Source organism: Cupriavidus sp. C2SS-8b (assembly GCF_057073745.1).
In genome coordinates this window covers 1910063-1926296 of sequence record NZ_CP172716.1, presented here as the reverse complement: position 1 = coordinate 1926296, position 16234 = coordinate 1910063, and the positions used below count along the sequence as shown (strand labels likewise).

Genomic DNA, 16234 nt, shown 5'->3' with positions numbered 1-16234 from the left:
CGAGACGAGAGCCACAAAACACAATTCCCCTGCATTCCGCGGGGTTGTTTAGCCAAGCGATCTGTTTATGAACAGAGCTCCGGGAACAGAACAGCAAGAACATACCGGACAGTCGCGCCAGATTTCTTACTTTGTTTTGAGGCTTTCATGACTAACCAGGCAAATAACGGCGCCTACGTGCAGCCGTTCGAGCAGTTGCGCATGTCGGATGTGGAAACGGTTGGCGGCAAGAATTCGTCGCTGGGCGAGATGATCTCCCAGTTGGCCGAAGCCGGCGTCCGTGTCCCCGGTGGTTTTGCCACCACCGCGCTGGCATTCCGCGACTTCCTCGCGCACAACAACCTGACCCAGCGCATTTCCGATCGCCTGAAGACCCTGAACGTCGATGACGTCAAGGCCCTGGCCGAAGCCGGCGCCGAGATCCGCAACTGGGTCGTCGAGGCACCGTTCCAGCCGCGCCTGGAGCAGGAAGTCCGCGAGTTCTACGCCCGTGCCGCCGAGCGCGAAGGCGCCGAGGCATCGTTCGCCGTGCGTTCTTCCGCTACGGCCGAAGACCTGCCGGACGCTTCCTTCGCCGGCCAGCAGGAGTCCTACCTGAACGTCAGCGGCATCGACGACGTGCTGGACAAGATCAAGCACGTGTTTGCGTCGCTGTACAACGACCGCGCCATTTCCTACCGCGTGCACAAGGGCTTTGCCCATGACGTGGTCGCACTGTCGGCCGGCGTGCAGCGCATGGTCCGTTCGGACCTGGCTTCGTCGGGCGTGATGTTCACCATCGACACCGAATCGGGCTTCCCCGACGTGGTCTTCATCACCTCCAGCTATGGCCTGGGCGAAACGGTGGTGCAGGGCGCCGTGAACCCGGACGAGTTCTACGTCTTCAAGCCGACGCTGCAGGCCGGCAAGTACCCGATCATCCGCCGCTCGATCGGCTCCAAGCTGATCAAGATGGAATTCACCAAGCCGGGCGAAGCCGGCCGCGTGAAGACCGTTGACGTACCCACCGAACTGCGCAACCGCTACTCGATCACCGACGCCGACGTGTCGGAGCTGGCCAAGTACGCCGTGATCATCGAGAAGCACTATGGCCGCCCGATGGATATCGAGTGGGGCAAGGACGGCAAGGACGGCAAGATCTACATCTTGCAGGCCCGCCCGGAGACCGTGAAGAGCCAGTCGGCCGGCAAGGCCGAGCAGCGCTTCAAGCTGAAGGGCACCGCCCCGATCCTGACCAGCGGCCGCGCCATTGGCCAGAAGATCGGTACCGGCCCGGTGCGTGTCATCAACGACCCGGCCGAGATGGAGCGCGTGCAGCCCGGCGACGTGCTGGTGGCCGACATGACCGACCCGAACTGGGAGCCGGTGATGAAGCGTGCCTCGGCGATCGTCACCAACCGCGGTGGCCGTACCTGCCACGCGGCCATCATCGCCCGTGAACTGGGCGTGCCGGCCGTGGTCGGCTGCGGCGACGCCACCGACGTGCTGAAGGACGGCACGCTGGTGACCGTGTCGTGCGCCGAAGGCGACGAAGGCCGCATCTACGACGGCCTGCTCGAAACCGAAGTCACGGAAGTGCAGCGCGGCGAAATGCCGGAGATTGCCGTCAAGCTGACGATGAACGTGGGCAACCCGCAACTGGCCTTCGATTTCGCGCAGATTCCGAATTCCGGCGTGGGCCTCGCTCGCCTCGAGTTCATCATCAACAACAACATCGGCGTGCACCCGAAGGCCATCCTCGACTACCCGCAAGTCGATGCCGACCTCAAGAAGGCCGTGGAAAGCGTGGCCCGCGGCCATGCCAGCCCGCGCGCGTTCTACGTCGACAAGCTGGCCGAAGGTATCGCCACGATCGGTGCCGCGTTCTATCCGAAGCCGGTCATCGTGCGCCTGTCGGACTTCAAGTCCAACGAGTACAAGAAGCTGATCGGTGGCTCGCGCTACGAGCCGGATGAAGAAAACCCGATGCTGGGCTTCCGTGGCGCCTCGCGCTACATCGCCGAAGACTTCGCCGAAGCGTTCGAGATGGAATGCAAGGCCATGAAGCGCGTGCGCGACGAAATGGGCCTGACCAACGTCGAGATCATGGTGCCGTTCGTCCGTACGCTGGGCCAGGCCGAGAAGGTCATCGGCCTGCTGGCCAAGCATGGCCTGAAGCGCGGCGAGAACGGTCTGCGCGTCATCATGATGTGCGAAGTGCCGTCGAACGCCATCCTGGCCGAGCAGTTCCTGGAACATTTCGATGGTTTCTCGATCGGTTCGAACGACCTGACCCAGCTGACCCTGGGCCTGGACCGCGACTCCGGCATGGAACTGCTGGCGAAGGACTTCGACGAACGCGACCCCGCCGTGCGCTTCATGCTTTCGCGTGCAATCCAGGCCTGCCTCAGCCAGAACAAGTATGTCGGCATCTGCGGTCAGGGTCCTTCGGACCACCCGGACTTTGCCGCCTGGCTGGTCAAGGAAGGCATCAAGTCGATCTCGCTGAACCCGGATTCGGTCGTCGACACGTGGCAACAACTGGCGTCCTGATGTATTTGACGTCACAATAACGACAACTGCCGGCGCTACGATGCGCCGGTTAGCACCGGCCCTGCGGCAGGTGTGAAAAAAACCCCCGCAGACGCCGATGGCGTTGCGGGGGTTTTTCTTTGCCCGACGCATTGGATGACGGTGGAAAAGGGTAGCCCGGCCTCGACCCGGGAAATGGGGATACATGGCAATGCACTACCTGTGGTTCGTCGCCGTGGCCGTGCTCGTGATCGCCGAGTTGGCTACCGGTACGTTCTATCTGCTGATGGTTGCGTTCGGGCTGGCCGCGGGCGGCGTAGCGGCGCTGTCAGGGCTGGAGCCGCCCACGCAGACACTGGTGGCGGCCGTGGTGGCGATCATCGCCATCGTCCTGCTGCGCCGCACGCGGTTTGGCCGGCTGCGCAGGGGCAATGCGGCGGCCGATCCAGGCGTCAACCTCGACATCGGCCAGGAACTCGAAGTGCCGGCGTGGGATACCTACCGTCGTGCGCGTGTGCCGTACCGTGGCGCGGACTGGACCGTCGAACTTGCGCCTGGCCCTGATGCTGCGCCCGGGCGTTATCGCATTGTCGAAGTCCGCGGTTCGACGCTGATCGTCCTGCCGCGCTGATTCCCGTTGTTGCCGCGCCCTGGCGGCGCAGCATTGCTGTCAACTGTCCGGAGGGTCTTACATGGAAGTCTTTCAGCTTGGCTTGTTGCCGCTGATTATCCTGATTGCTGCCATCGTGCTGATTGCAAAGGGCGTCAAGATCGTGCCCCAGCAGCATGCCTGGGTGCTCGAGCGCCTGGGGCGGTATCACGCAACGCTGACGCCGGGGCTGACGATCGTGGTGCCATTCGTCGACCGCGTCGCCTACAAGCATATCCTGAAGGAAATCCCGCTCGACGTCCCGAGCCAGGTCTGTATCACGAAGGACAACACCCAGCTTCAGGTCGACGGCGTGCTGTACTTCCAGGTCACGGACGCGATGAAGGCCTCCTACGGATCCAGCAATTTCGTGGTGGCGATCACGCAGCTGTCACAGACCACGCTGCGGTCGGTCATCGGCAAGCTGGAGCTCGACAAGACCTTCGAGGAACGCGAGTTCATCAATCACAGCGTGGTGAATGCGCTGGACGAGGCGGCTTCGAACTGGGGCGTGAAGGTATTGCGCTACGAGATCAAGGACCTCACGCCGCCGAAGGAAATCCTGCATGCGATGCAGGCCCAGATCACCGCCGAGCGCGAGAAGCGCGCGCTGATCGCGGCATCGGAGGGCAAGCGCCAGGAGCAGATCAACCTGGCGTCAGGCGCGCGCGAAGCCGCGATCCAGAAGTCCGAAGGCGAAAAGCAGGCCGCCATCAACAAGGCGCAGGGCGAGGCGGCAGCCATCCTCGCGGTGGCCGAGGCCAACGCGCAGGCCATCCAGAAAATCGGTCAGGCTATCCGCGTGGACGGCGGCATGGAAGCCGTGAACCTCAAGGTGGCCGAGGAGTACGTCACGGCCTTCGGCAACCTGGCCAAGCAGGGCAATACGTTGATCGTGCCGGGCAACCTGGGCGAGATGAGCAGCATGATTGCCTCTGCCTTGCAGATCGTGAAAGGGCAGAAGGCCGCCTGATTGAAGCAGGGCCGGCGGCTTACTCCTTGCTGCCGCCCTTCATGATGCGCGACTTCTCGCGCTGCCAGTCGCGTTGCTTCTCGGTTTCGCGCTTGTCGAAGAGCTTCTTGCCCTTGCCCAGGCCGATCTCGCATTTCACGCGGCCGCGCGTGTAGTGAAGGTTCAGCGGCACCAGTGTGTAGCCGCGTTGCTCGACCTTGCCGATCAGCTTCTTGATCTCGTCGGCCTTGAGCAGCAGCTTGCGCGTGCGCACCGGGTCCGGATTGACGTGCGTGGAGGCGCTCTGCAGCGGGCTGATGTGGGCGCCGATCAGGTACATCTCGGCATCACGCACCACGACGTAGCCTTCCTTGATCTGCACGCGGCCCGCGCGGATCGCCTTGACTTCCCAGCCTTCCAGCACGATGCCGGCCTCGAATCGCTCTTCGATGAAGTAGTCGAAAAAGGCCTTCTTGTTATCTGCAATGGTCATGCGTGCGGGTAAGGGGAGCGTAAGTGAAAAATCTCGCCGGACGGCGCGGGCCTGGTGGCCCATTCTGCGGCGGGGATGCCGCGGACGCCTGTGTCGGCTAAAATCCGGATTTTAGCAAACCAGCCCCGGTACCGGTCCATGTCCGCGGCGCGCCAGCTCCGATTGGCGCGATATTGCAGTGCGGTACGGCCGGATACCCGATTTTTCCATTCATGGCAGACGTCCATAAATCCGTGCTGCTCGGCTATTCGGCCGCGCAGATGTACGACCTGGTCACGCGCGTGGAGGACTATCCAAAGTTCCTCCCGTGGTGTGGCGGCGTCGAGGTGTTCGAGCAGACCGAGACCACGCTCGATGCCAAGATCCATATCCAGTTCAAGGGTATCCAGCAGTTCTTCCATACGCGCAATACGCAGGAGCGGCCCACGCGCATCGACATGACGTTTGCCGACGGCCCATTCAAGACGTTCAACGGTTCCTGGCGCTTTACCCCGCTGCGCGAGGATGCCTGCAAGATCGAATTCCACCTGCATTACGAGTTCTCCAGCCTGCTGCTGGAAAAGATTATCGGGCCGGTATTCAGCGTCATCGCGAATACCTTCGTGGATGCCTTCGTCAAGCGTGCCGAGGTGGTTTATGGCGCCAACTGATGCCGCGCCGGGCACGGTGCGCATCTCGGTGTGCTACGCCAGGCCGGATTCGGTTTTCCTGGAGGAAATCGATGTGCCGGAAGGCACCACGATTGCCGCGGCCGTCGTCGGCTCGGGGCTGCAGCAGGCCTGCCCCGAGGTGGATCCGTCGACCATGCGTGTCGGTATCTACGGCAAGCTAAAGACGCCCGATACCGTGGTGCGCGCCGGCGATCGCATCGAAGTCTATCGACCCCTGACCGCCGATCCGAAGCTGGCCCGGCGCCGGCGTGTGCAGAAGACTCGTGCAAGCGGCACGCGCGAAGGGCAGAAGTGGTTGCGCGGCGGCAGTTGAAGGGCAGGCCTTAGCTGCAGTCCTTCTCGATATTGGCGTTGGTTTTCATGATCTCGGCCTGGCGTTGTTCGCCGCCGAGAAACTGCACGCCGCCGTCTGCGGTCATCACGCCGGTACGCGCGCCTTGTTGCAGGCCTTGCGCGTAATTGCGCAGCTGGGCGCAACGCGTGGCCCGCTCGTTGGCCTCAGCCTCTTTCTGCGCATCCTTGGCGGCCGCCTCGAGCCGCTCAGCGCGGCGCTTCTGGAACGCTTCCTCGGCCGTCGGTGCGGGTGCCGCGGCGGCCTTTGCAGTGGCCGGCCGGGCCGGAGCAGCTTCGGCGGTGGTGGGTGTCGCGGCTGTGGTCTCGACGGGCTTGTATTCGCCGGAAAGCTTCCCTGGCCCCTTCACGATGCGCGTGACGTCAGGAGGCGGGGGAACGTCGCTGTACACCATCCGACCACTGGCGTCGCGCCATTGCCACTGGGCGGATGCCGATGCCGGCACAGAAGCGAGGGCGGCGGCAAGCAGCGAAAGCGACAGCGCGGACGAGCGGATCATGGCTGGGTGCAGGTAGTGTCTGGACAGATGTTCTGCGGCTGGCGTTGGGGTGCCCGGCCGGCCGGGCATCCCGGATGTGACCCCGGCGACATCGCATGCAAGTCTACGCAGACTTGTCGCTGGCGTGCAAGCGGACAGACCAGGCCACGCCGACCATGAGCAGTGCGATGGCACCGATTTCCAGCGGCCGCGGCCAGCGGTGATCGAACACAAACCCGTATGCCAGCGCGAAAAGCGTCTCGAACACGATCATCTGGCCCGACAGCGTCAGCGGCAGCCGGCGGCTGGCGATGTTCCAGAGGTTGTTGCCAATCAGCGACGCTCCCAGTGCCGCGGCGGCGTTGACCATCCAGAACCATTGCCAGTCGCGTCCAGTGCCGGGGGCGCTGAGGGCGTCGCCGGCAAGCAGCCAGCCGCCCAGTGCGAGGATGGCCGAGACCGCCCCCGTCGACAGTCCGTACAGCGCCGACCACTCATTGCCGCTGTAGTGCGGATTGCGCTGCAGGTAGCGCGCGTTGTCTACGGCATACAAAGTCCAGCAGACCAGTGCACCGGCCGCGCAAGCCACGCCGGCGAGCTTTTGCCACACTGGCCGCGCCATGGCGCCGGCCGCGGCGGCATGCGCGCTCTGGCCGCCGCCGAACAGGTCGATGTTGATGCAGGCAATGCCGGCAGCGACCACCAGCAGCGGCCATATCAGCCGTGACAGCGGCACCGCGCCATGGTCGCGCCGTCCCATGATGGTCACGGAAATCGGCAGGATGCCGATGATCAGGGAGGTCGGTCCCACGCCGGCGAGCTGGACGCCGAAGGCCAGCAGCACGTAGTACAGCAGGTTGCCCGTGAAGGCCTGGCGCAGCAATGCCACGCAATCGGCACGCGTAAGCTTGCGTGCAATGCGCTTCATCAGCGGCAGGGAGGCGACCAGCGCGACCAGCCCATAGGCGAGGTAACGCCCGATGGCCAGTTCCCACGGCGAAAACGCCGGCAGCAGCTTGGGCGCGATGAAGACCATGCCCCAGAACGCGCCCGCCAGCAGTCCGCACAGTACGCCAATCCCCATTCCCGCCACGCTTCGAAAAAAAGATTTCGAGCATAGCAGAGGCCGTCGTGCGCCGGCGTTTGCGCCGCGTCAAGACGCGCGCATTCCTGTATAATTCGGTTTTGCGCCTAGAGGAATTGCTATGCGTCTTGTCCAGAAAGCACTCACGTTCGATGATGTGCTGCTCGTGCCGGCCTATTCGGCCGTCCTGCCCCGGGATGTCTCCCTTCGTACCCGCCTGACCCGTTCGATCGACCTGAACATTCCGCTCGTGTCCGCTGCCATGGATACCGTGACGGAGGCTCGCCTGGCAATTGCCATGGCGCAGGCCGGCGGCATCGGCATCGTTCACAAGAATCTGAAGCCGGCCGACCAGGCCCGCGAGGTCGCTCGCGTCAAGCGCTACGAATCGGGCGTGCTGCGTGATCCAATCACCATTTCCCCCGACATGAAGGTGCGGGAAGTGATCGCGCTGTCGCAGCAGCATGGCATTTCGGGCTTCCCGGTGCTGGAAGGCAAGACCGTCGTTGGCATCATCACCAACCGCGACCTGCGTTTCGAGGAAGAACTCGATGCGCCGGTGCGCGCCAAGATGACCCCGCGCGAAAAGCTGGTGACCGTCAACGAAGGCGCCACGCTGGAAGAAGCCAAGCGCCTGATGAACCGCCACCGCCTGGAGCGTGTGCTGGTGGTCAACCAGGCCTTCGAGCTGCGCGGCCTGATCACCGTGAAGGACATCCAGAAGGCCGTGGACAATCCGCTGGCCAGCAAGGACGACCATGGCCAGCTCCGCGTCGGCGCCGCCGTCGGCGTGGGTCCGGACAATGACGAGCGCGTCGAACTGCTGGTGAAGGCCGGCGTGGACGTGATCGTGGTCGATACCGCGCACGGCCACAGCCAGGGCGTGCTGGACCGCGTGCGCTGGGTCAAGCAGAACTTCCCGCAGGTGCAGGTTGTCGGCGGCAACATCGCCACTGGCGACGCCGCGCGCGCGCTGGTCGAGCATGGCGCCGACGGCGTCAAGGTCGGTATCGGCCCGGGCTCGATTTGCACCACGCGTATCGTTGCCGGTGTCGGCGTGCCGCAGATCACCGCCGTGTCGAACGTGGCCGAAGCCCTCAAGGGCACCGGCGTGCCGCTGATCGCCGATGGTGGCGTGCGTTACTCCGGTGACGTGGCCAAGGCGCTGGCCGCCGGCGCCCACACCGTGATGATGGGCGGCATGTTCTCCGGTACCGAGGAAGCGCCGGGCGAGGTGTTCCTGTTCCAGGGCCGTTCGTTCAAGAGCTACCGCGGCATGGGTTCGGTGGGCGCGATGAAGGACGGCGCGGCTGACCGCTACTTCCAGGAAGACAACACCGCCAACGTCGACAAGCTGGTTCCCGAAGGCATCGAAGGCCGCGTCGCCTACAAGGGCTCGGTCATGGCCATCATCCACCAGCTCACTGGTGGCGTGCGGGCTTCGATGGGCTACTGCGGCAGCAAGTCGATCGCCGACTGGCATGAGAACTCGCAGTTCGTGCAGATCACCGCGGCCGGCATGCGCGAGTCGCACGTGCACGACGTGCAGATCACCAAGGAAGCGCCGAACTACCACATCGACTGACCCGCGCGGCGGGCCTGCCGAGCCAGGTGCCAGGCATCCCGGCAGGCAAGCCTGCCGGGCCTGCTGAGGACTGCTCATGAAGGTACTGCTGCGAGCCGTACTGTTCTTCGACGCCTTGCTCGACCTGATGCTCGGCGTGCTGCTGCTGATGTCGCCGTTCACGACGTTGTATGCGGCCCTGCAACTGCCCCAGCCGCAACCGGCGCTGTTCGGACAGTTGCTGGGTGTCGCGCTGATCGGCTTGTCCTGGCTGCTGTGGCATGCCACCGTCAACGGACAGATGACCGTGACCGTGGCGCGGACCGTTGGCTACGTCAACCTGGCCAGCGCGCTGCTGATCCTCTCCTGGCTGGTGTTCCTGGAACTGCCGCTGGAAGGCGCCGGCAAGGTCTGGGTGCCCATCCTGGTGGCGATGCTTGGCTTTTTCGCGCTGGTGCAGATACCGGCGGCCAAGCGCGTACGCAACCGCGAGCGGCAGCTGAAGGCAGAGCGCGAGTTGCAGCAGGCCACCGAAGCCAATGACCCGCGCCCGCAACCCGGCCCCGCGCGCCGCGCGCAAACATCGCCATTCCCCGACAACCGGCGCGAGCCGGTCATCACGCCGCCGCCCGGTTATGGTCCGGGCACGGAAGTGACAACCGAACCCGAACCGGAAGATACGCCACCCGCCCATCATGCACGACAAAATCCTTATTCTTGATTTCGGCTCGCAGGTCACGCAGCTGATTGCCCGCCGCGTTCGCGAGGCCCACGTCTACTGCGAGATCCATCCGAACGATGTGAGCGACGAATTCGTCCGCGAATTCGCGCCCAAGGGCATCATCCTGTCGGGCAGCCACGCCAGCACCTACGAAGACCACCAGCTGCGCGCGCCGCAGGCGGTGTGGGACCTGGGCGTGCCGGTGCTGGGCATCTGCTACGGCATGCAGACCATGGCCGTGCAGCTCGGTGGCAAGGTCGAGTGGAGCGATCATCGCGAATTTGGCTACGCCGAAGTCCGAGCGCATGGCCACACCGCGCTGCTCAAGGACATCGAGGATTTCACCACGGCCGAAGGCCATGGCATGCTCAAGGTCTGGATGAGCCACGGCGACAAGGTTGCCGCGCTGCCGCCTGGCTTCAAGCTGATGGCCTCCACCCCGAGCTGCCCGATCGCCGGCATGGCCGACGAGGCGCGCGGCTACTACGCCGTCCAGTTCCACCCGGAAGTCACGCACACGTCGAAGGGCCGCGAGATGCTGGAGCGCTTCGTGCTGGGCGTCTGCGGCGCCGGCGCAGACTGGGTGATGAAGGACCACATCGAAGAAGCCGTTGCGCTGATCCGCAAGCAGGTCGGCGACGAGGAGGTGATCCTCGGCCTGTCCGGCGGCGTGGATTCGTCGGTGGCTGCCGCGCTGATCCATCGCGCGATCGGTGACCAGCTGACCTGCGTGTTCGTCGACCATGGCCTGCTGCGCCTGGACGAGGGCAAGATGGTGATGGAGATGTTCGCCGGCCGCCTGCATGCCAAGGTTGTGCATATCGATGCGTCGGAACAGTTCCTCGGCCACCTGGCCGGCGTGACCGACCCCGAGCAGAAGCGCAAGATCATCGGCCGCGAGTTCGTTGAGGTCTTCCAGGCCGAAGCCAAGAAGCTCACCAATGCGAAGTGGCTGGCCCAGGGCACGATCTACCCGGACGTAGTCGAATCGGGCGGTACCAAGACCAAGAAGGCCACCACCATCAAGAGCCACCACAACGTCGGTGGCCTGCCTGAAACGCTGGGCCTGAAGCTGCTGGAGCCGCTGCGCGACCTGTTCAAGGACGAAGTCCGTGAACTCGGCGTGGCGCTGGGCCTGCCGCCGGAGATGGTGTACCGCCACCCGTTCCCGGGCCCGGGCCTGGGCGTGCGCATCCTCGGCGAAGTCAAGCGCGACTACGCCGAACTGCTGCGCCGCGCGGATGCGATCTTCATCGAAGAACTGCGCAAGACCATCGCGACGGAACAGGACGCCGCTGCGGGCCTGTGCGAGCCGCAGCAGGTGGGCAAGAGCTGGTACGACCTGACCAGCCAGGCTTTTGCCGTGTTCTTGCCCATCAAGTCGGTGGGCGTGATGGGCGATGGCCGGACCTACGACTACGTTGTCGCACTGCGTGCCGTGCAAACCACCGACTTCATGACCGCGCACTGGGCGCACCTGCCGTATTCGCTGCTGGGGCGCTGCTCGAACCGGATCATCAACGAAGTGCGTGGCCTGAACCGGGTCGTGTATGACGTGTCGGGGAAGCCGCCTGCGACGATCGAATGGGAGTGAATTGACGTCCTTCGAGGACTATCGCCAGCTATCGATAAACTGCCGTAACGTATTGATTTAAAAAGAATGCGTCACGACGACTATCGGTGGCTATCGCCGACCAGCAAAACAGGTTGGCGGTAGAAGCGGCGGTAAGAACCGGAGGCCGGATTAAGACCCTCCCGTTCACTATCCAGACCAAAGCCGTCTTTGACGGTAAAAGTCTCCTCGGGAAAGCTTGTTTCATGCGGCTTTCCGGGCATCAGCAGGTCTCCTGGCCCCTGACGGTAAAAGCCGTCACGAAACAGGAGGAAAACCTCGATGCTTACCGACACCGCACTGCGCAATCTCAAGCCTAAGTCCAAGATTTATAAGGCTTCTGACCGCGATGGAATGTACGTGACGGTATCGCCTACCGGTACCGTCACCTTCCGCTACGATTACCGTCTCAACGGACGTCGCGAAACCCTGACCATCGGCCGCTATGGACCGGCCGGCATTTCGCTGGCCCTGGCCCGCGAAAAGCTGATCGACGCCAAGAGGGCCGTCGCCCAAGGCAAATCCCCGGCACTGGAGAAGCAGCGCGACAAGCGCCGGCTGACTGCGGCCAAGACCTTTGGCGACGTGGCCGATAAGTGGATGGCGGACGCCCGGATGGCCGACAGCACGAAGGCGATGCGCAAGCACATCGTCGTTCGAGACATCCTGCCTGTCTTCCAGAATCGCCAACTCAACGAAATCACCGCCGATGACCTGCGAGCCCTCTGCAACAAAGTGAAGGCGCGCGGTGCACCCGCCACCGCGGTCCACGTCTGCGACATCGTGAAGCAGGTCTTTGTCTTCGCCATCCTGCATGGCGAGAAGGTGGGCAACCCCGCCGATGATGTAGGCGCGGCGTCGATTGCGACTTTCGTGCCGAAGGATCGCGCCTTGTCGCCTCTGGAAATCCGGTTGATGGCACGGCAGATGGAATCGGTAGCGACCTATCCGACCATCCGACTGGCGCTGCGCATGATCCTGCTGACGCTGGTGCGCAAGAGCGAACTGATCCGCGCCACTTGGGATGAGGTGGATTTCGAAAACGCGACCTGGACGATTCCGAAGCAGCGGATGAAGGGGCGCAATCCCCACGTGGTCTTTCTTTCGCGTCAGGCGCTCGACATCTTCGTGGCGCTGCATACCTGTGCGGCCGGCTCCAAGTTCGTGCTGCCGTCACGCTACGACGCCGATCGCTGCATGTCCAACGCGACCTTGAACCGGGTTACGCAGATTTGCGAAGGCCGCCGGCTTGCCGCTGGAGCCATTCACCGTCCACGATCTGCGCCGCACTGGCTCGACGCTGTTGAACGAAGTGGGTTTCAACCGCGACTGGATCGAGAAGTGTCTGGCTGATGAGGACGGACCTTCGTCGCGTTCGATCTACAACAAAGCTGAGTACGCCGAGCAGCGGCGCCACATGCTGCAAGAGTGGGCGGACATGGTGGATGCCTGGATCGACGGGCACACCCATGTGCCGAAGCTGCGGAGAACGTGATGGTTCCCGTCCTCGTCCTTGTGAAGGAGGGCGGCATGATAGGTCTCTCTGGACGAGCCATTGATGCGCTGCACATGGTTTATTTTTGTAGAAAAAAGCTCACTTTGAGTGATCTTTTTTGCCCTGAGCCAAACCTTCAGGTCTTGGCAGGAGTTTATAAAAGATGTATTTTGACCACTATGGGTGATCAAAATACCGGAAAGCTGAACCTGCTGCTAGCCGAACTGGGCGACACGCGCCTGATATCAAGTCGCTGGCTGCGGGCACACGGCTACTCCAACAGCCTCGTCGCGCGCTATGTGAGCAGCGGCTGGCTGGTGTCGCCTGTACGCGGCGTCTACATGCGCAAGGGCGGCCACCTGCAGTGGGAGGGCGTGGTTCGCAGTTTGCAAGTCGGAGAGGGGATGCCGCTGCATGTCGGCGGCCGCTTCGCACTCAGCCTGCAGGGACACGAGCACTACCTGCGTCTGGGCGATGCCGGGACGGTCGCCCTCTATGGGCCGGAGCGACCACCGGGCTGGGTGAGCAAGCTGCCGTTGCAGGAGCGCTTCGCATTCCAGGGCAAGGGGCCGTTCGATCTGCCTGCCGTGCCGTTCACGGTCGAGGTGTCCGAGTCCGTTCTGACCGAGCAAGGGTTGGCTTGGCATCGAGTCGGCCCGGGCATCGACGCTCTGGTGTGCTCGACGCCAGAGCGGGCCATGCTGGAGTTGTGCGATGGCGTGTCGGATGCGGCGCTGGTCTACGAGGCCGACGCGCTGATGCAAGCCATGACCACGCTGCGGCCACAGCGTGTCGGTCTATTGTTGCGCCACTGCCGCAGCATCAAGGCGAAGCGGCTGTTCCTTGCGCTGGCTGATCGCCATCGGCACGCATGGCTGGCGCACGTGCCGCTGGAGGATGTCGATCTGGGCCGGGGCAAGCGCGCGCTGGTGCCTGGTGGTCGCCTGCATCCCACCTATCAGATCACGTTGCCGGGAGACCTCGATGAGCACCTGGCTTGACCGTTGGGATCAGCGCTACACCGACCGGGTGCGGCTGCTGGTCGAGATCCTGCCCGTGCTGGCGCAGGAGCCGCGCTTCGCGCTCAAGGGCGGCACGGCCATCAACCTGTTCGAGCACGATTTGCCGCGCCTGTCGGTGGACATCGACTTGGCTTGGCTGCCGGTGCACGACTATGCCGAGGATGCGAAGCTGATTGCTGAAGCCCTTGGGCGATTGGCAGATGCGCTGCGCGCCCGCCCGTTGCAACTGCAAGTGCAGACCTCGGCGGGCGAGGGCGCAGGAACAGTCACGCGGCTGGTGGCCAGCCGCGGTCGTGCGCGGGTGCAGATCGAGACGACGCCAGTCATGCGCGGCACGGTGCATCCAGTGCGTAGCATGGTCGTGCGCCCCAGAGTCGAGGAAGCATTCGGCTTCGCCGAGGTGCAGGTGCTGGACTTCGCCGACCTATATGCCGGCAAGTTGGCGGCGGCGCTGTCGCGGCAGCATCCACGCGATCTCTTCGATGTGGGCTTGCTGCTGGAGGACGAGCGGGCGGACGAAGCGCTCTGGCGCACCTTCCTCGTGTACCTGACTTGCAGCCCTAAGCCGGCCTGGGAGATGCTGGCGCCTCGGGTGCCAGCGGATTTCGAGGCCACCTTCGAGGCCCATTTCAGGGGCATGACGACCGAGCCCATCGAGGTAGGGGCCTTGCTGGAAAGCCGCGAGCGCTTGTTGGCGCGCGTAGCGGCGTGGCTGGATGAGCCGTCGCGCGCCTTTCTGCAATCCGTCGAGGATGAGCAACCAGATTTCAGCTTGATCGGGCTTGCCCATGCGGCCGATCTGCCTGGCGTTCGGCGCAAGCTGCACAATTTGGCGCAGCGCACGGCGGCCAAGCGCGCTGCGGATCGTGGTCAGTTGGCAGACGCATTGGCGCGCATCATGGCGCGCTGATGCAGTGGGAGGACAAGCAGATGGAGCGATGGCGATGGTTTTCGATTTCACATTGGTCTATGCGCTGAATCCGGGACAGGATTCGCAGGATGAGGCCATGCGCCGGCTGGCAGGAAGTGACTGTGCTGATGCCACGGTAAGCTGGGGGCGACCTGGGCATGTCGCTCTGGCCTTCAGCCGGGAGGCGATGGATTGCAATGCCGCGGTAGCTCTGGCTGTCGCTCAGATGGCGCAAGTCTTGCCGGGTGCATTGCTGGTCAGGACAGAGGCAGGGACGTGTTGATGTTCACCGAATTGAATTGAGAACGCTCACCTGACGGGCCGGTATTGGCGCCGCCGGACATCCGGGCCGACAGGTGTGCTGGCCTTCGCTGTGCGCGAGGCTTGTTTGCGTTCTTCGATCCATGCTTCGACCTCTTCCAGATCCCAGACGACGCAGCGGGGCGTGAGCCGGAAGCGCCTGGGGAATTCGCCACGTTGCTCCATCTCGTAGACCGTTGTCTCGGCCAGGGGGACGATCTGGTGCAGTTCGTGCCGACGGATGGTGCGGCGGAAAGGTAAGGGCGCTGTTGCTGGAAACTGAGGAATGTCGTCGTAGCCGGCCGTACTTGGATGCGGTAAGAGGCTTGGTGTAGGTGGCAATGATGTCGGCATGACTATCACCGTGAGCGGATGCGTTGTCGCTCATGGTGGCTATCGCGAGCGATTGGCACAACCTGTCAGGGCGAAGCCCGGAGTAGTGGACAGGCACAATCATTCTTCATTTTGACGTTTTGTTGCGTGCGCTCGGTTTGAGGAGTAGGCATGTACGATTTACACCGTCTTGGCTGGAACAGCTTTCAGCAACTGTGCCTCACCATCGCGAGGGAGGTGCCTGGGCAGACCGTGCAGTCGTTTCTGGATTCGAATGACGCAGGGCGGGATGGCGCTTTTGCTGGTAGTTGGACACCGGCAACGGGTGAGACGCTCAGCGGAAAGCCCAGCTGGGACAGGCTGAAATCGAGTAATTCGCCAAGGATGCGCTGGGGCACGGGTTTGCGCTCATGCCATAGCGTGGCGAAGCGTAGCAGGAGTGCCTGAATGCCTAGGCTCTTCGCCTCGTGGTGCATCACCGAAGCGTTGGTCTGCGCGTCGGCGAGAAAGGCCTCGGCGTCCAGCTGAAGCGATGCTTGAAGGGACTCCGCGGACCTGCCGAAATCGAAGTGGCCGGGGTCTTTGCGGAAAGCAGCCCAGTTCAGATGATCCAGCATCCGGAACGCGATCACCTGTTCAGTGGCCGCCTGTTGTCTTCGTTGTCACGGGCCAACCGAAGGTTTTCATAGAGGAAGGGCAGGACATCAAACTGCACCCGTGCATTGTTCGCCTTGAGCATAAGGACTTCAAGCACGCGAGCGCGATCGATTGATTGGATCTTCTCGCCGTTGAGCGTCGCCCTGACCTTCTCCGCAAAATTGGGTCGTCTGACCGCCCGCCAGGCGCGCCTGAACGCTGATGTGTCGCGACATGAAAAAGGCGCGAGGCCCCTCGAAGACGGGCGTGATATAGACGCTCGATGCCAGGTCCAGCCCAAGGTCGAGCGCGACGGCGCCGGGATGCTCCGTACTGATGAGGGCACGAAGAGCCACGCACTCATGGGCACGGTGGGTCTGGATATCACGTAACGCATCCTGATCGGCGGTGATCAGGGCGTGGAACAGCGCGTCGAGCACAGGTGGCTTCG

The 16234-nt window shown here is 63.5% G+C and carries 18 protein-coding genes and 1 pseudogene; 12 read left to right on the top strand and 7 right to left on the bottom strand.

Going from position 1 to position 16234, the window contains the following annotated elements:
• Positions 1–147 precede the first annotated feature (147 nt).
• The 3 genes from ppsA to ACIGJB_RS08900 all read left to right on the top strand — a co-directional run bounded on the left by ppsA (position 148) and on the right by ACIGJB_RS08900 (position 4133).
• Positions 148–2532: a phosphoenolpyruvate synthase gene (gene ppsA, locus ACIGJB_RS08910; protein WP_483729519.1), complete on the top strand. Its 2385-nt coding sequence runs from the start codon at positions 148–150 to the stop codon at positions 2530–2532.
• Between the two features lie 184 nt (positions 2533–2716).
• Complete coding sequence (locus ACIGJB_RS08905; RefSeq protein ID WP_483729518.1) at positions 2717–3142, top strand: NfeD family protein; 426 nt, start codon at positions 2717–2719, stop codon at positions 3140–3142.
• 61 nt (positions 3143–3203) lie between these two features.
• Positions 3204–4133, top strand: a complete 930-nt coding sequence (locus ACIGJB_RS08900) for an SPFH domain-containing protein (protein WP_483729517.1) — start codon at positions 3204–3206, stop codon at positions 4131–4133.
• Between the two features lie 19 nt (positions 4134–4152).
• Here ACIGJB_RS08900 and smpB read toward each other — a convergent pair whose 3' ends face one another.
• Positions 4153–4605, bottom strand: coding sequence for an SsrA-binding protein SmpB (smpB, locus tag ACIGJB_RS08895; protein ID WP_483729516.1), 453 nt, complete (start codon positions 4603–4605; stop codon positions 4153–4155).
• 212 nt (positions 4606–4817) lie between these two features.
• Here smpB and ACIGJB_RS08890 point away from each other — a divergent pair, with 212 nt between their 5' ends.
• Positions 4818–5255 (top strand): type II toxin-antitoxin system RatA family toxin, encoded by a 438-nt coding sequence (locus ACIGJB_RS08890; RefSeq protein ID WP_483729515.1) that lies wholly within the window; start codon positions 4818–4820, stop codon positions 5253–5255.
• The gene (locus ACIGJB_RS08885; protein ID WP_483729514.1) at positions 5242–5589 is read left to right on the top strand and encodes an RnfH family protein; all 348 of its coding nucleotides are present in this window, start codon (positions 5242–5244) and stop codon (positions 5587–5589) included. Before ACIGJB_RS08890 ends, ACIGJB_RS08885 begins: the two co-directional genes overlap by 14 nt.
• A gap of 10 nt (positions 5590–5599) precedes the next feature.
• Here ACIGJB_RS08885 and ACIGJB_RS08880 read toward each other — a convergent pair whose 3' ends face one another.
• Positions 5600–6127, bottom strand: coding sequence for a DUF4124 domain-containing protein (locus tag ACIGJB_RS08880; protein ID WP_483729513.1), 528 nt, complete (start codon positions 6125–6127; stop codon positions 5600–5602).
• Between the two features lie 103 nt (positions 6128–6230).
• Entirely contained in the window at positions 6231–7190 is a 960-nt protein-coding gene (locus ACIGJB_RS08875; protein ID WP_483729512.1) for a DMT family transporter, read from the bottom strand.
• A 121-nt stretch (positions 7191–7311) separates the two neighbouring features.
• Between ACIGJB_RS08875 and guaB the strand changes: the two genes are divergently transcribed.
• The 3 genes from guaB (at position 7312) to guaA (ending at position 11069) form a co-directional block, all read left to right on the top strand.
• On the top strand, positions 7312–8775 hold the full coding sequence (gene guaB, locus ACIGJB_RS08870) for an IMP dehydrogenase (protein WP_483729511.1): 1464 nt from the start codon (positions 7312–7314) through the stop codon (positions 8773–8775).
• Between the two features lie 76 nt (positions 8776–8851).
• Positions 8852–9475, top strand: coding sequence for a hypothetical protein (locus tag ACIGJB_RS08865; protein WP_483729510.1), 624 nt, complete (start codon positions 8852–8854; stop codon positions 9473–9475).
• Positions 9450–11069 (top strand): glutamine-hydrolyzing GMP synthase, encoded by a 1620-nt coding sequence (gene guaA, locus ACIGJB_RS08860; protein ID WP_483729509.1) that lies wholly within the window; start codon positions 9450–9452, stop codon positions 11067–11069. Before ACIGJB_RS08865 ends, guaA begins: the two co-directional genes overlap by 26 nt.
• Before the next feature lie 80 nt (positions 11070–11149).
• Here the strand turns inward: guaA and ACIGJB_RS08855 are convergent, their stop codons facing one another.
• Positions 11150–11311 (bottom strand): hypothetical protein, encoded by a 162-nt coding sequence (locus ACIGJB_RS08855; protein WP_483729508.1) that lies wholly within the window; start codon positions 11309–11311, stop codon positions 11150–11152.
• A 58-nt stretch (positions 11312–11369) separates the two neighbouring features.
• Here ACIGJB_RS08855 and ACIGJB_RS08850 point away from each other — a divergent pair.
• From ACIGJB_RS08850 to ACIGJB_RS08835, 4 genes and pseudogenes are all read left to right on the top strand, one after another.
• Positions 11370–12570, top strand: a pseudogene (locus ACIGJB_RS08850) (tyrosine-type recombinase/integrase); the annotation flags it as partial.
• Positions 12571–12761: 191 nt separating this feature from the next.
• Positions 12762–13583, top strand: coding sequence for a type IV toxin-antitoxin system AbiEi family antitoxin domain-containing protein (locus ACIGJB_RS08845; RefSeq protein WP_483732293.1), 822 nt, complete (start codon positions 12762–12764; stop codon positions 13581–13583).
• Entirely contained in the window at positions 13567–14514 is a 948-nt protein-coding gene (locus ACIGJB_RS08840; RefSeq protein ID WP_483729507.1) for a nucleotidyl transferase AbiEii/AbiGii toxin family protein, read from the top strand. The genes ACIGJB_RS08845 and ACIGJB_RS08840 overlap by 17 nt, the downstream gene beginning before the upstream one ends.
• A 28-nt stretch (positions 14515–14542) precedes the next feature.
• Positions 14543–14797: a transcriptional regulator gene (locus ACIGJB_RS08835; RefSeq protein WP_483729506.1), complete on the top strand. Its 255-nt coding sequence runs from the start codon at positions 14543–14545 to the stop codon at positions 14795–14797.
• 26 nt (positions 14798–14823) lie between these two features.
• On the opposite strand, the gene ACIGJB_RS08830 is transcribed toward ACIGJB_RS08835, so the two are convergent.
• From ACIGJB_RS08830 to ACIGJB_RS08820, 3 genes are all read right to left on the bottom strand, one after another.
• Positions 14824–15168, bottom strand: coding sequence for a helix-turn-helix transcriptional regulator (locus tag ACIGJB_RS08830; protein WP_483729505.1), 345 nt, complete (start codon positions 15166–15168; stop codon positions 14824–14826).
• Positions 15169–15353: 185 nt separating this feature from the next.
• A complete protein-coding gene (locus ACIGJB_RS08825; protein WP_483729504.1) occupies positions 15354–15764 on the bottom strand; it encodes a hypothetical protein in 411 nt (136 codons plus the stop codon).
• 129 nt (positions 15765–15893) lie between these two features.
• Positions 15894–16223 carry a hypothetical protein gene (locus tag ACIGJB_RS08820; protein ID WP_483729503.1) on the bottom strand — a complete coding sequence of 110 codons (330 nt, stop codon included), beginning with the start codon at positions 16221–16223 and terminating at the stop codon, positions 15894–15896.
• Positions 16224–16234 lie beyond the last annotated feature (11 nt).